Raw genomic sequence first — 13200 nt, forward strand, 5'->3', positions numbered from 1 at the left:
TTGCACGCGCCGCCGCCGACCGGGCATGCTCCCGGCGCCGTTTTCCACGTCTAACTCGATTTGCGCCCGTACTTTGACGGGGGGAGCGGCCGGGTAGGGCCGGCCGGGACAGGTCTGAGCGTCCGATGGAGGAAACCTGCGCAAGCTAGCGGCGGACGGCCAAAGATGACGCGCGACGGGATTTAAGTGGACTTAGGCGGCCGTCCGAATGATCTCGAATCGCACCGCCTTTTCCGGGGGGATCATCAAAACGGCCCCCTGACTATGTGGCGGCGGGCGGGGTAAAGCCGTTTAAGTCGCCCGAGAGGCCGCAACGGCTCCATGGCCTTGATGGCTGGCTGCGCGAGAGGTTCATTCGCCATCGTGGCAATGCGGACGTGGTGCGCCAGGATCTATTGAATGAGAAAGGCGTGACAGTCAGCCGGCGAACGCTGCAGCGCGCGGTGCAGCCTTATCGGCAGGCGCTGAAGGCGGAGGCGCTTGCGACGACGCGGTTCGAGACACCTCCGGGTCGCCAGCTGCAAATCGACTTCGGGGAGCGTCTGGTCGAGATCGGCGGAACGAAGGTCAAGGCATTCGTGTTCGTGGCGACGCTCGGACATTCGCGACGGCTCCACGTGCGAGCGTTCCGGGCTGAAAAGCAAGAACACTGGTTTGCCGGGCTCGAGAGCACATTCACCACCTTCAGCGGTGTACCCGAGGAAGTGCTGATGGATAACCCACGCGCACTTGTGGTGCGCCACGACGCGGTGAGCCGGTCGGTTCAGTTCAACGACAGGCTGATTGCCTTCTCGAAGCACTGGGGCTTCCGTCCTCGCGCGTGCGCACCATATCGGGCACGCACAAAGGGCAAGACGGAGAATGGCGTCGGCTATGTGAAGAAGAACGCGATCGCAGGTCACTCCTTTGCAAGTTGGGAAGCGTTTGAGGCCCATCTCGCCAGGTGGGAGCGAGAGGTTGCGAACGTCCGTATCCACGGCACGACCGGTGAAGCACCGATCATCCGCTTCGCACGAGACGAGGCCCACCGGTTAAAACCGCTCGGCAGGCGGTCCTCGTTCGGATCATTGCGCGAGTTAACCCGGCTCGTCGGCAATGATTGTGCCATCGAGATCGATACCAACAGTTACTCGGTACCGTGGCGCCTTATTGGTGAGCGGGTCGCGGTGACCGTCGCGGCGGGCGAGGTGCGGATCCGCCATGGCGTGCACCAGGTCGCGGTTCACGAGCAATCGAAGGGGCGCCGGCTGCGGATCGTCGATCCGATCCATCTCGATGGTGTTGCCGGGCGCAATGGCGCGGTCCGCCGCCCGGAGATTGCAGCGGCGGTGCAGGACTCGTCTCCCCCGCATTCATTGTTGCGTCCGCTTGCCGAATACGAAGCCGTGATCGGGGGAAGCTTCTGATGACGCGCGCAAAGAAGGCAACCGAAGCACCGACTGATCCGCTAGATGCCATGCTGGCGCGATTGCAGCTCTCCGGGATCCGCGATCAGCTCGACAGCCTGCTCGACGAGGCGGCGCGCGCGAACCTGTCGGCGCGTGAGACGCTGATCTTGCTGTGCGAACGTGAGATCGCGCGCAAGGATCATCGTCGCATCGAGATGGCGCTGAAGCTTGCACACTTCCCGGCCGTAAAGGAGCTCGCAGGCTTCGACTTCGAGGCGCAGCCCTCGATTGATCCAAAGCAGATCCGCGATCTTGCCGCGTCACGTTGGATCGCCAACGGCGAGAATGTGCTGCTGCTCGGGCCGCCCGGCGTCGGCAAGACGCACTTGTCGATCGCGCTGGGGCGAGAGGCTATCCTGGCCGGGTACACGGTGCAGTTCACCACGGCGACGACGCTGGTCGCAGGTCTTGCCAAGGCCCACGGCGAGCGACGCCTGGACGAGAAACTGCTCGCGCTGTCGAAGCCAAAGCTGCTCATCGTCGACGAGCTCGGCTACTTGCCACTTGAACCTGACGCGGCGCATCTGTTCTTCCAACTGGTCAGCCGGCGCTACGAAACCGGCGCCATGCTGATCACGTCCAACCGCAGCGTTGCCGAATGGGGCACAGTGTTCGCCGATCCCGTGGTCGCCACCGCGATCCTCGACCGGCTCCTGCACCACAGCCATGTGCTGACGATCCGCGGCGACAGCTACCGGCTCCGCGCCAAGCGCAGGAGCGGCCTCATCAAAACGCCGACCGCCGGTGACGGCCCTCCGGTCGGCTCCGCCTCCCTCCGTCCCGTCACCGGCGGAAACAACCATCAAACGACATCATGAAACCGAGGGTGGGGGCAGTTCTTCATGACGCAAAGGAGGCAGTTCCGGATGGCGTTTGACAATTGGACGCGCCCGTGCATCCACCACCCAGCACCGCGCCAAGAGCGGACTTTTGGATTCCATACGCAACAGAATGTTGCGGTTGAATCGAGGTGGATTTGTATGCCGGCTGGCAAGGCTCACGTCGCGAGCCCACGACACCCCAGAGCGTCTTCGCCTATCCGCCGCTGGCGCACCGTATCAGCTTTCGTTTTGAATGCAACGCTGGCTCGGCCAGACGTGAGTTTGTGCGTGCGTTCGAGGCCTATCGGTCGCGAAACCTTCACGTCCTTGTCAGCTACAGTGACACGATTCGATTCCGATGGCAGATCTCGCGAGACTCAATGAGAAAGTCCTCGCGGATGATACGGTTTTATCTGAGCGCATTCGACGTCATTCCCAAGGAGCGAGATTGGGCATTTGGGCTAGTCAGGGGGCAAGTGATTGAAGTTGTGCTCGTTGCGCGTCCGTAGAGCTTCACTGGATTATCCGGTCTCACAACCTCATTTGCTCAGCGGGGGTCATCCTGGCCAAATGAGCCGCTTCTCGTAGAAGATCACTGCATATCCGTGCAGCATCCCTTCCCTGCGGCGAACATAGCCAGCGCTCTCATAAAGTCTTTGGGCCCCTACTTGGATCGTTGTTGTATCGAGCATTATCCACTTGAAACCGAGAGCAACAGCTCGCGACTCCAATTCACGAAGAACCCTCCTTCCAAACCCTCGTCGCTGAAAGACGGGGTCGACCCGCATACGTTTTAGTTCTGCGACATCATCATCAAAAGGTTTCAGCCCACCCATGGCAGCGAAACGGGGACCAATATGCGCAACTACGAAGTCACCGCCCGAGGCGATGTATACTTCCCCGATATTGCGTAAATCATCCTCCCAAGCCCCTTCCGGGCCACACACACCAATATCCTGCGATGCGCTTCTGTGCAGATGCCATGCATCATCTCTATCCCCGGACTCGAACCGACGAAGGATCAGTTCGTCTTGAGACATCGACTATTACCTCTCGACCGGTGGCGGACGCCTGCGCCTCTGTTTTTCAGCCACGCAGAGACCACCGTCGGCTTACGGGCGCGCCTCTGTCAACAGCCGCTGAGAAAGGACAGCCTCAACACTCTCCGATACCTCAACTCCGACAACCGGACGACCCGGCTCAACCGTATATTTTAAGGCCGTACTACGGTGCATCCGGGTAAACCGATCCAGTGCACAAACACAGGACGTGCGCAGCGTTCCGATTTCGCGGCCGTGACGCTCCACGACTGGCGAAATGGTCGCAACCCTGGGAAAGTCCGCTTTCCCCTTTAGCCAACCTGGCTTGAGCGGTGCACTCCCTTTGCCTGGCGACAGCCAGCGGAATACCTCGTGAATGCATCTCTGCGGATAATATTCGGACAGCCGATACAGATCCCTATAAAATTGCGGTTTCTGGTGGAAGAGTTCTTCACCGACCAGTAGCACCGAGACCGCCACGATACGGGCCGAGAAGCGGCCGCTTGGACCAAGCGTATTCTTATAAGGATTCTTACCGTAAAACACACGAAATTGGCCAAATAAGTCCGGCGACATATGTTCATAAAAGCGCGTCAGAACATTGTTTGCTGACTCAAGGCGCTCCAGGCATGTCACAAGACATTGCCCCGCATCCACGTCGGCCACATCACGCAACTTGAGCAGAGCGTCCATTGCTGACTGCAATTCGCTCTCGATCATCTGGTGCCCCAAGCAAAAATCTCGCTCCTCGACGCCGGCCGCGCCGAGGCAGTATACGCGTGGATCGTTCTGCAACGGATTCGTAAGGATCATATCGTCATAGGAGAGGACCTCAATGCCAGGCCGCCGTTGACAAGCCGAGCGCGCAAGGCGGATCAGTACCTCTCCCACCGTCAGCTCGGCATCCACGGGATGAAGGCCGGCAAACGCAGACATCTGATAAGCACAATTTACGAGGTATTGGATGTCTGTCTTAGCGATCTCAAAGTCCGACTGCGGCAGACTTAGCAGCTGCGCTTCGTAGTCCGTCTCCGCAATCATCGCGTTGATATTACGCCCAAGAGCCTTAACCGCTTCATTTGGTCGTTCACTGCATTTGATCTCCGCAATGCAGTGCGGCAGTTGATCGGCGACGAAATTGCTGACAAGCCCAAGCGGGCGTTCTCGCTGCCGGCGATCAATGCTATCGGACAGATGCGAAAATATGTCCTCGGCCTGGCAGGGCGACCCTTGCGGGGTGGAAACGGAAAAAGGAGCGACCATAAATGAGCGCGCACGCGACTTCATCGAAACGCAACTTGCATTTCGGCACTTGACCCGTATCGTGCGGCCGGTGAGTAATCGTGCTTTTCGAGCAGATCAGTTCGTTTGTCTATTATCCTACTGTCGTTGTACGCGACCCGCTCGAGTATATTGTTCGAGAAAAATAGCAGCGATACGGCGCCCGAATTGATAGTGCCGGCGGCAGTTAGCGAAAGCAGGCCGTTTGAAATGCAGATGAGTCCTGCCTCATTCAAGAGTTTAAGCTCGCGGCCAAAGCATTTCTCGATGGACACCCCAAACTCCCGCTCGAAGCGGGAGAGCAACACCCCACTGCTTCGCAGGGCAAACATTACCGTTCTGCGCATGAGATCATCTTGCGACAGGAGAACACCCTTCCACACAGGCTTCTCGCCCGCCTCAACCCTATATAGGTAGCGATCTAAATCTGCCTCGTTATAGAACTGGCACTGGCTCATGTAACCAAACCCGGCAACCCCAAACGGGACCAGATTATTGTCGTTCCAGGAATCGTATTTGCGGCTCTGTTGAATTGAGTGCGGCTGCGACTGCTTACTCCAATAGAAAATCGGCCCATGGCGATAGCCGAGTTTCGTGAGGATGTGCTCGGCCATAAAATGCATGATAATGCGCTCCTTAGCCCCGGCAAATTGATATCGTCCGCTAGCCAAATGGCGGGCTACGGGGTCTGTAGATTTAAACATCAATGGGAATACATTGAACTTCTCTATTCCCATATCCAGTAAGCCGATAAGTGAGTCGTACCAGCTCCGGAGCGTTTGCTGCGGCAACCCATACATGAGATCAAGCGACAGATTCTGAACGCCCATCTCATTCAGTAACTTTACGAGTTGTACTACCTCGTCCACGTGGTGCCCGCGGTTCAATATGCGTAAAATGCTCGGATCTAGACTCTGAACGCCCAATACGAAGCGGTTTACGCCGGCTCTAAGCAGTGTGGATATGCGATCTGCAGCGTCCACTTGCTTTGCAAGAGAGGGATGCAATTCGAAACTCACTTCCGACTTAGACAAGTCAAGGCGCCGGCTAATCATGTCAAATAGCGTTTCGAGTTGACGGTTGGTTAAGAACGAGGGAGTGCCGCCTCCAAAAAAAGCAGTCTCAACAGCTCTGCCACCCAGCGCTGCGTCCGACCAGCTCATCTCTTTATCTAAAGCCGCCAGATAGCGCTCCACTCGCCCGGAAGATGGATTGATTTCCTTGGCGAAGTGGCAAAAGGTACAATACTGATCACAGAAGGGGATGTGAAAATAGAGATCAATTGACGACGAAACCTGAAGCAACAACTTTTCGGCATTCAGGTCGCCCATTGCCTTGAGAGGCGGATATGTGCCGACAAGATAATCGTTGTGCATGTCAAGGTGCAAATTCCGTGACCTCAACATGTCAAGGTTAATGTCGTACGAGCGGTCGATCGCGAATTCCAAAGCCTCGGAATAGGACGGCGCACGCATTTTTTTAAACTCCTCTAGCTTTCTTGTGAAGGCAAGGCCCGATGGCAGCTTCGTTGCTCGTGTCACATCGCGCTCTTAAGCTCGGGCTCGTTACTGAAGTCGTGCATTTCGATCAGACGCGGATTTGTCGGCTCCTACTCGAGGCAACCACCGTAGAGCAGGCCGAGTGTCGCCATCCGCTCGGGGACACGCGGGATGATTATGGTTCGGCGAGGAAGACAAATGCCGTGGCCGAGGCCGAATGTCCTTCGGGCGTTGCGAAACGGCACCGAGGAAAGACTTCAGGCGCGGGGAGTGCGAATACTGCTGGAGAAAATGGTGCTCCACCTTCGAGTGTGACCCGCGCCGGGTCGGGCGCCGAGCTCGATCTGCTCCAGCGTGCCATTGAACAACTACTGTCCGCTCCCCTCTTCGACAGGAAGCGGCCATTGCTCGAGACCAAGCTTGATTTGGTTTCCTCCCGGTCCGACGCCAACATTCGCATGCCGCTGCATGCATTCGACACAGAGCTGCCCAACCGTGTCACACTGGTTCGGATTTTCTCGGGAGTAAGCGCGCTCAATGCTAGTCGTGTCTGGTGGTCTTGACAGTTACCCGACGCGAAGAACGACAGCGGCATCCGCGACGGACGCGGCAAAGCCTTAGGCGGGACCGCACTCAATAGCGCAGGTCCAAGGCATTGAGTCGAGCAAGTTTCATTTGAACTCCTGGGCCGGCGAATGCGAGATCGTCATGGTCGTGCGGATCCATTTACGGTGTCCCAGCAATACACGTGCCACTAAAGACATTTGCGAGCCTGGCTTGAAGAGGGCAAAACCATGTGCTTCGTGTCCACTGACGGAATACTCGCGCCTCAGTGTCTGGTCCCGGACATTAACGTCTTCAGCCGGACACGGCTGAACACGACAACGCGGAATGTTGAATGACGTTGGCGGGCTCTCGTGCCGAACTCGAACATCTGCTCCAACGGCCACCTTACGACCGAATCGCTCGGCTCATGAAGGCAGCGTCCCGGCACGTGACGGATATGCAAATGAACTCGTCGCTTTCTTGCGGCGCGGTGGCCACGGAGCGACTTCGATCTATTGGCAGCGCTCGGCGCGGACTTGCCAGGCGCGGTGCGTGTCGTACCGAGCGACGAACTCGGGCGCAGAGCATCGGCGTGGCCGACTCTTCGGTCAAGGTACCGTGGATCATTCTGCCCGGTTTCATCGATCTCCATGACCATCTCACCTGGAATATCCAGCCGCGATGGCTGACCGGCCGGAGTTTAACAACTGCTATGAATGGTAGGATTCGCGGAATAGGACTGCTTGCTGAACAATCCGCACTGCCGGGCAATCCCGACTTTGGCCTGCGAAGCGGAGATGTACGCGGAGATCAAGGCGCTTGCCAGTGGGGCGACCTCGGTCCTCGGGGATTGCTGAGCAGCGATAAGAGCTCTGCAAACCAGCCGTGCGTGCGGGACTTGCCCGAAATCTGGATAGGGGGGTGCCGGCTTCTCGCAAAGCAACCGGTCTCCGACCGTCCTTGCGCCGGGCAGCCTCCACCTGCACGCACCAAGCCCATTGGCACTTGCTGCGGAACGCGCCTCTGTGCAAAGACAATTCGTCCCAGAAGGGGCAGTAAGGGAACCGCACTGTGACAGCTTCTCTTGATGGCGAAATTCGCGACGGCGGCCATCACATGCAGGTCCGCGTCTATTTCGAAGATACTGACTCCGGTCAGATTGTTTATCACGCAAATTTTTTGCGCTTCATGGAACGCGGTAGAACGAACTACTTGCGCCTGCTCGGAACCACTCAGCAAGCGCTACTCCAAGAAGCCAAGAACGATGCGCCCGGCTTTGCCTTCGTTGTCCGCTCCATGACGATCGATTTTCTAAAACCGGCGGTCTTGGATGACCTGCTTGACGTCGTCACAGTCCCGCAAGAGGTGAGGGGAGCGTCGATTGCGTTGCTGCAGGAATGCAGGCGCGGAGACGATCTCCTAGTCACGGCGCGTGTACGCGTGGCGTTTATTTCAGCCGGAAAGGCGCAGCGCATCCCGAAGTCGCTGCGGCTCGCTATGGAAGGGCTTCGATAGATCTGCCGCTTAGTTCAAGCTTTTGGCTTCCAGCGCCCCACTGAAATCAAGTCATTAAGCTTCTGTTGCGACCTAGTCAAACCAGTGTTCGGGGTAATCGGCATCCAATCGGGGCTCTGACGCATATTCGATGATCGTGATTGTTTTTATGGCGCGCCAATCAGCCTAGCCTGAAGAAGATCGAGCTTAGCGCGCCCGTACATCTGCCGTTCGACCAGCTTGAGCTTGGCGATGTGAGCTTTCACTTGGCCATTGGACCATGGTTGCGTAATAGCGGCGTGCACCGCGCCCTTATCGTTGGCGATCCCATTCGCGAACGAGGCAATGAGGCTTGCGGGACATGGGCCTACAAGGGGTCATCCGCGGCAAGCCCGTCAAAACGACGATCAGCGACAAGGCCGCGCCATGCGCGCTGGATCACGTCAACCGCCAGTTCAAGGCGCCGAGGCCGAACGTCCTCTGGCTTTCCGATTTCACCTATGTCGCGGACCTGGAGCGGATTCGTCTACGTCGCCTTCGTGATCGACGCCTATGCCCGCAGGATCGTGGGCTGGCGGGCCTCGCGCACGGCGCACGCCAGCTTCGTGCTCGATGCGCTGGAGCAGGCATTGCATGATCGACGGCCGGTCCATCGTGGCGGGCTCGTGGTCATAGCGACAGGGGTAGCCAATACGTATCCATTAAATACACCGAGCGCCTGGCCGAAGCCGGCGTGGAGCCCTCTGTCGGCAGCGTCGGAGATTCTTACGACAATGCTCTCGCCGAAACGATCAATGGACTTTACAAGGCGGAGGTGATCCATCAGCGTGGACCGTGGCGGAACTTCGAGGCCGTCGAGTTCGCTACCCTCGAATGGGTCGACTGGTTCAACAACCGAAGGCTCCTCGAGCCCATCGGCAACATCCCGCCTGCCGAAGCCGAGCAACGCTACTACGCCATGCTGGAACAACCCGCCATGGCGGCATAACTTAAACCAAATGGCCTCCGGCAAACCCGGAGCGGTTCAGTGTTAGGCTTCCGATCCTTGCCAACTTCTCCAATCTGGATGCTTCCCTTTTGGACGCAGCCCAGAGCCAGTTCGGCGACGACCTAGTTGGAACTATATCGTCCAGTTGGTATTTGCCTGATTTCGAGTTTTCGGCGAATCGGATGTTTGCGACCTCAATGCGGCGCGAATTTAACTCGGCGCCTGGCCTCAATGCTGCTGCGGCGTACACGTTTGGCGCGGTGCTAGAGCAAGCCTTGCAAAAACTCGGAGGTGATATCGAGGACCGACAGAGGTTTACCGAGACGCTGCGTGGATCTGAGGTGTTTGACACGATCCGCGGTCCCGTCAAATTCGACGAACGTGGGAACGTTGTTGGAATCATCTTCATCGCGAAAGCTTCGCGAATATCCCGAAGCAACACGGCGCTACTCGGAAACGAGCCAATCAAGACATATCCGTTCGTAAGCCAGTTTTGGACCTACGATCCAAAGAAATTTTTGTCCGGTCGGGCCTTTTCTCGAGAGTATCCGCCGGCGCATTATCTCGAAAGATAATGATCATACGGTCAAGGCATCCAAGACATGCTTGGCGACGTCCGGGTCGTCCAAGTACCCGATTATTCCGTGCCGGTTATCGGTACCATTCCTGACGCTGCCGTAGTTTTCGATGGCTGGGTTTACCGGGAAATTGGCTGCGTCGAGTGGGTACAGAGCGACCACGTCCCTCGGGTCAAACGCGTTGTACCAAGCTTTCGCTGGCGGTGGAAAGCCGATTGGGCGCAGTTGATCTCGTATAGCTCTAATAGCGAGTGGTGAGCCGACGGTTATGAACGCCCTCACGTTTAAGCTACGGCGGTCCGTGCGTAGTACGTTGTAGGCAACTACAGTTCCTAGCGAATGGGCAATCACGACACAGGGTTTTTCATTTAACGCAGGTCCGACGATACGGTCGACCTCGTCCCTGACGCCGGCACGTGTTGTATAAAGGTATACGTCTCGCATGATCGTCTCGATTGTGGTCTGGCTAGCTCCACCGCCATGTCGATCAATCGCACGAATGAGTGCCTGAACCCACGCCCAATTCTGCGGGCCCCGCTCGGTTGTGTTGTTCCCGAACTCCTGTTGAACCTGAGCATCCGTTACGCCTGCACCACGGCGCATGGACTCGGCGACCGATGCTTGGAATTTCAGGAAATCGTCATCTACAGGATTCCCCTTGGCCTGAACGTCATTAGTCAAGGGTAGCTCGGACTGCCGGGCGAGTTCATCCAACTTGTCCCCATAATAGGGAAACACCACCTCGAGACTATCCGGAAGGCTGCGTTTGATTTTCGCGGCGCCGCGCTGGAGCGTATCCATCCAAATTGACTTTAGTTCACCGGGATCGCGCCCTTGCTGCGATCGGCCATGCACCAACACTAGTCGTACAGGGGCAAGATTAGCGGCCCGCGCGCGTGGGAGCGGAAGAATCGAGGCTGCCAGGCCAACTCCGGCTGCTGAAAGCAAATCACGACGAGTCACCATCGTCTTTCCCCCAAAGTGAATAAAACCACTATCGCGCGGCTTGGATAGCTCTGCCGATAAACTCCACGCCGGGCGGTCCAAACGTCGTCCACAAGCCCGGCCGCAAGCTATCTCGCGCGCGCTGAACATTCTCGGCCAGGGTAACTTCTCTAACGCGGAGCAATTGCCATCCTTGGGTCAACATAGGGCAAAAGGGCACGACTGAGTTTCGCAGTCCCTCGATCCGTTGGCCTGTCAATTTGTCAGCAAGCAGTGCAACGTCAAATAAATCAGCTCCAAGATCTCCCCTCATGTAGGATTGAACCGATCGTACTTGATCAGGAAGATTGGCGTCTGCGTAGGCATACGCCGCGTAAAGTCCCAATGTCGGGTCGACGCTTTTGAGAACACGAATTTGATTTGCCAGGCGTCCACCAGCATCAGTTCTCGCTTGTTTATCTCCCTCGATGCGAAAAACACCGAATTTGCTTGACGCAGCTGCCAAGGCCCGGAGCTCTTCAAGCCGAGCATTTTCGCCTGCGTACTCGCTTCGACGGGAGCCTCGCGGGGACGGTGCATACGCGACGCTTGTCACCTGTCCGTTCCTCACGGTTAGAGAGCCTATAAATCCAGGTAGCGCGGCGACGACAGTGCCCGAACCGTCCTCAAACATCAAAGCTGTGGTGACCGGTTGGGGATATGCGCCGGGAATGCTTATCATGGCGGGGCGCTCTCTCCCGTCCCCTGCGTCGACGATGTCTCCCCCTTGATCGCCTGCGACCCACACCGCGCGCACGCCAGCGCCAACCACGAAAAGACCGGTCTCCGTGTCAAAGGAATCGGCTTTCTTGGTATCGAGAAGTTCGCGTTGTACTCGACGGAGTTCGCTGTCTGCGGAAGCTCGATCGAGAGCCTGGACGTTTAGATCGCGAAGGGAAGCCAAGGGGCCAACGCGCGTGAGGCTAAACTGGTGATTGGCTATGTCCGAGACGGTTATATTGCCTGTCGTCGGCCCGGGAGTCGGCGTCGGAATCGGAGTCGGAGTGGGTCTCGGTTGAGCTGTTGCTCGGCCAATGTATACGCTTTCGGGAGATTCGATCTTCGAATCCGGGTACTGAATGACCTTCGAATTTGCAGCCTTTAAGCGCCTCGGCACTTCTTCCAGCAGAAAGGTCTTAAGGGCGCGATTGGATATCACGTCCACGTCCCTGACTTTAGTCACCATCCCGGCCCGCGGGCTTCTGAATGCGTCCAAGAGGGTCGACGTGTAGACCCCCGCATAGTCATCGGCTGCGATCTTCAATTCGTATGCGGGAGCACCCTGCCGAGTCCCAAAGAAACGATCGACGTCGGGCGATTGGACGCCGGGTACAAAGCTCCCTCTGGGAAAAAGCACCGTTCCATGAAGAAGGGTCGTGTCAAAGTCTGGGATTGACCGGCATGCGTCGCAAATGATGACGACGTTTGGAATGGCACTTCGGTTGGCTTGATCTATACACTCAGTGACGCTGACTGCCTCGGCTAAGTCGTCGGGCGCGCCTGTCAACAGCCAAAATTCACTCGTCCCAAATGCGACGCCATGCCCCGAAAAGTAGATAAGAAGCTGAGTGAGCGTGCCTCGATTGACCAGCTCCGTGACGGCACGTTTAATACTGTCTGCCGTGACGACTCGACCATCATCATCATCGATCAATTTAACTTCGAAGCCTTCGGCGCTCAGCCAGCTAGCAACCGACTTTGCACCGGAGGCAGCCGCGCGCAGGACCGGCAAGTCGCCCGTCTTGTTGACGCCGACGACGACGGCGGCTCGCGTCGATACCCCACTGGTTTGGCCTCTCAGTGGGAGCGGCGCTGCCAATTGCGCCAAAGCCAGGCCCCCCAAAAGCACCTCGCGCCTTCTGATCGCCATCGCAACCTCCACATCGGGAAACGAGACGGGACAGGTTATGGTAGTAAGCTGGTGGGATTTCTGAAAGAGTTTTCTTACGACCGTCGGCCGCACCCTAGCGCAGCAATGCTCACCGGAATGCCCAGGTATCTTCTGCCGGCCCTGGTGGACGCCGCCCACAGCTGCCGGGCGAGGGATCTTCGAGCGGCAGACTTGGCTTGAAGCGAGCCGTCCGGAGTGCCATCCGTCGCAGGACGACTCGCTTGAATTGGCCGGTTTCAGTTCTACGAGGCTTGCGGGAACTGGCGCCCGCAGGCCCCACTCGAGAACATCCGCTTGCCTATGACACTCGTCCTAAAACGATGCGTCGCGCCCTGTTTAGCGACCGCGTCGGCCAGATGCGTTCGGCCTATCGCCGCCTTTCCTGCGCATGCCGGCATCCGATCAAACCAGAGGAGCCGAGCCGCAAATGCCGGTCTGAATCCTCAAAGTTCCGCCTCGAAAATAGGAGCCCCGCCACTATCGAGATAGTGGCGGGCTGCTCCCTGCGCCCCGCGGGAGCCGCGTTGCCAAGAACAGCGCGCTACGACGACGTTCGTTTCCCCCCGGGGCTGGTCGTCCGGTGGACTCGCCAGAGACTCACGCGCGTTCCGATTTTCGGTCCTCGGCGTC

Annotated in this window: 10 protein-coding genes and 2 pseudogenes; 6 read left to right on the top strand and 6 right to left on the bottom strand. The window is 57.8% G+C overall.

Translation table 11 applies throughout. The annotated features are described in order from the left end of the window. Window positions 1-266 precede the first annotated feature (266 nt). Together istA and istB are read left to right on the top strand one after the other, a co-directional pair. Window positions 267-1406, top strand: coding sequence for an IS21 family transposase (gene istA, locus IVB19_RS37915; RefSeq protein ID WP_247822215.1), 1140 nt, complete (start codon window positions 267-269; stop codon window positions 1404-1406). Next, window positions 1406-2266 carry an IS21-like element helper ATPase IstB gene (gene istB, locus IVB19_RS37920; protein WP_247822216.1) on the top strand — a complete coding sequence of 287 codons (861 nt, stop codon included), beginning with the start codon at window positions 1406-1408 and terminating at the stop codon, window positions 2264-2266. The genes istA and istB overlap by 1 nt, the downstream gene beginning before the upstream one ends. A 560-nt stretch (window positions 2267-2826) precedes the next feature. Here istB and IVB19_RS37925 read toward each other — a convergent pair. From IVB19_RS37925 to IVB19_RS37935, 3 genes are all read right to left on the bottom strand, one after another. Then, window positions 2827-3309 (bottom strand): GNAT family N-acetyltransferase, encoded by a 483-nt coding sequence (locus tag IVB19_RS37925; protein WP_247822217.1) that lies wholly within the window; start codon window positions 3307-3309, stop codon window positions 2827-2829. 72 nt (window positions 3310-3381) lie between these two features. Then, window positions 3382-4596, bottom strand: coding sequence for a hypothetical protein (locus IVB19_RS37930; protein ID WP_247822218.1), 1215 nt, complete (start codon window positions 4594-4596; stop codon window positions 3382-3384). Beyond that, window positions 4593-6065 carry a coproporphyrinogen-III oxidase family protein gene (locus IVB19_RS37935; RefSeq protein ID WP_247822219.1) on the bottom strand — a complete coding sequence of 491 codons (1473 nt, stop codon included), beginning with the start codon at window positions 6063-6065 and terminating at the stop codon, window positions 4593-4595. The genes IVB19_RS37930 and IVB19_RS37935 overlap by 4 nt, the downstream gene beginning before the upstream one ends. Window positions 6066-6106: 41 nt before the next feature. Here IVB19_RS37935 and IVB19_RS37940 point away from each other — a divergent pair, with 41 nt between their 5' ends. After that, window positions 6107-6652: a hypothetical protein gene (locus tag IVB19_RS37940; protein WP_247822220.1), complete on the top strand. Its 546-nt coding sequence runs from the start codon at window positions 6107-6109 to the stop codon at window positions 6650-6652. 1054 nt (window positions 6653-7706) lie between these two features. Next, on the top strand, window positions 7707-8150 hold the full coding sequence (ybgC, locus tag IVB19_RS37945; protein WP_247822221.1) for a tol-pal system-associated acyl-CoA thioesterase: 444 nt from the start codon (window positions 7707-7709) through the stop codon (window positions 8148-8150). 146 nt (window positions 8151-8296) lie between these two features. On the opposite strand, the pseudogene IVB19_RS37950 reads toward ybgC, so the two are convergent. Then, window positions 8297-8485, bottom strand: a pseudogene (locus IVB19_RS37950) (ISL3 family transposase); the annotation flags it as partial. On the opposite strand from IVB19_RS37950, the pseudogene IVB19_RS37955 reads away from it, so the two are divergent. Both IVB19_RS37955 and IVB19_RS37960 read left to right on the top strand, forming a co-directional pair. Beyond that, window positions 8482-9117 (top strand): annotated as a pseudogene (locus IVB19_RS37955) (IS3 family transposase); the annotation flags it as partial. The pseudogenes IVB19_RS37950 and IVB19_RS37955 sit on opposite strands and share 4 nt — an antisense overlap. Window positions 9118-9206: 89 nt before the next feature. After that, the gene (locus IVB19_RS37960) at window positions 9207-9692 is read left to right on the top strand and encodes an ABC transporter substrate-binding protein (protein WP_247348837.1); all 486 of its coding nucleotides are present in this window, start codon (window positions 9207-9209) and stop codon (window positions 9690-9692) included. Window positions 9693-9695: 3 nt separating this feature from the next. On the opposite strand, the gene IVB19_RS37965 is transcribed toward IVB19_RS37960, so the two are convergent. Both IVB19_RS37965 and IVB19_RS37970 read right to left on the bottom strand, forming a co-directional pair. After that, window positions 9696-10496 (bottom strand): alpha/beta fold hydrolase, encoded by an 801-nt coding sequence (locus IVB19_RS37965; RefSeq protein WP_247822222.1) that lies wholly within the window; start codon window positions 10494-10496, stop codon window positions 9696-9698. 193 nt (window positions 10497-10689) lie between these two features. After that, complete coding sequence (locus tag IVB19_RS37970) at window positions 10690-12549, bottom strand: caspase family protein (RefSeq protein ID WP_247822223.1); 1860 nt, start codon at window positions 12547-12549, stop codon at window positions 10690-10692. Window positions 12550-13200: the final 651 nt, after the last annotated feature.

The sequence above is a fragment of the Bradyrhizobium sp. 187 genome, from assembly GCF_023101005.1.
In the GTDB taxonomy this organism is placed as follows: domain Bacteria; phylum Pseudomonadota; class Alphaproteobacteria; order Rhizobiales; family Xanthobacteraceae; genus Bradyrhizobium; species Bradyrhizobium canariense_D.

Excerpts from the sequence above, each read along its gene's own strand:
- istB (WP_247822216.1), top strand. The coding sequence starts at position 1,406 with ATGACGCGCGCAAAGAAGGCAACCGAAGCACCGACTGATCCGCTAGAT.
- IVB19_RS37925 (WP_247822217.1), bottom strand. The coding sequence starts at position 3,309 with ATGTCTCAAGACGAACTGATCCTTCGTCGGTTCGAGTCCGGGGATAGA.
- IVB19_RS37930 (WP_247822218.1), bottom strand. The coding sequence starts at position 4,596 with ATGAAGTCGCGTGCGCGCTCATTTATGGTCGCTCCTTTTTCCGTTTCC.
- IVB19_RS37935 (WP_247822219.1), bottom strand. The coding sequence starts at position 6,065 with ATGCGTGCGCCGTCCTATTCCGAGGCTTTGGAATTCGCGATCGACCGC.
- IVB19_RS37940 (WP_247822220.1), top strand. The coding sequence starts at position 6,107 with ATGGCAGCTTCGTTGCTCGTGTCACATCGCGCTCTTAAGCTCGGGCTC.
- IVB19_RS37965 (WP_247822222.1), bottom strand. The coding sequence starts at position 10,496 with ATGGATACGCTCCAGCGCGGCGCCGCGAAAATCAAACGCAGCCTTCCG.
- IVB19_RS37970 (WP_247822223.1), bottom strand. The coding sequence starts at position 12,549 with ATGGCGATCAGAAGGCGCGAGGTGCTTTTGGGGGGCCTGGCTTTGGCG.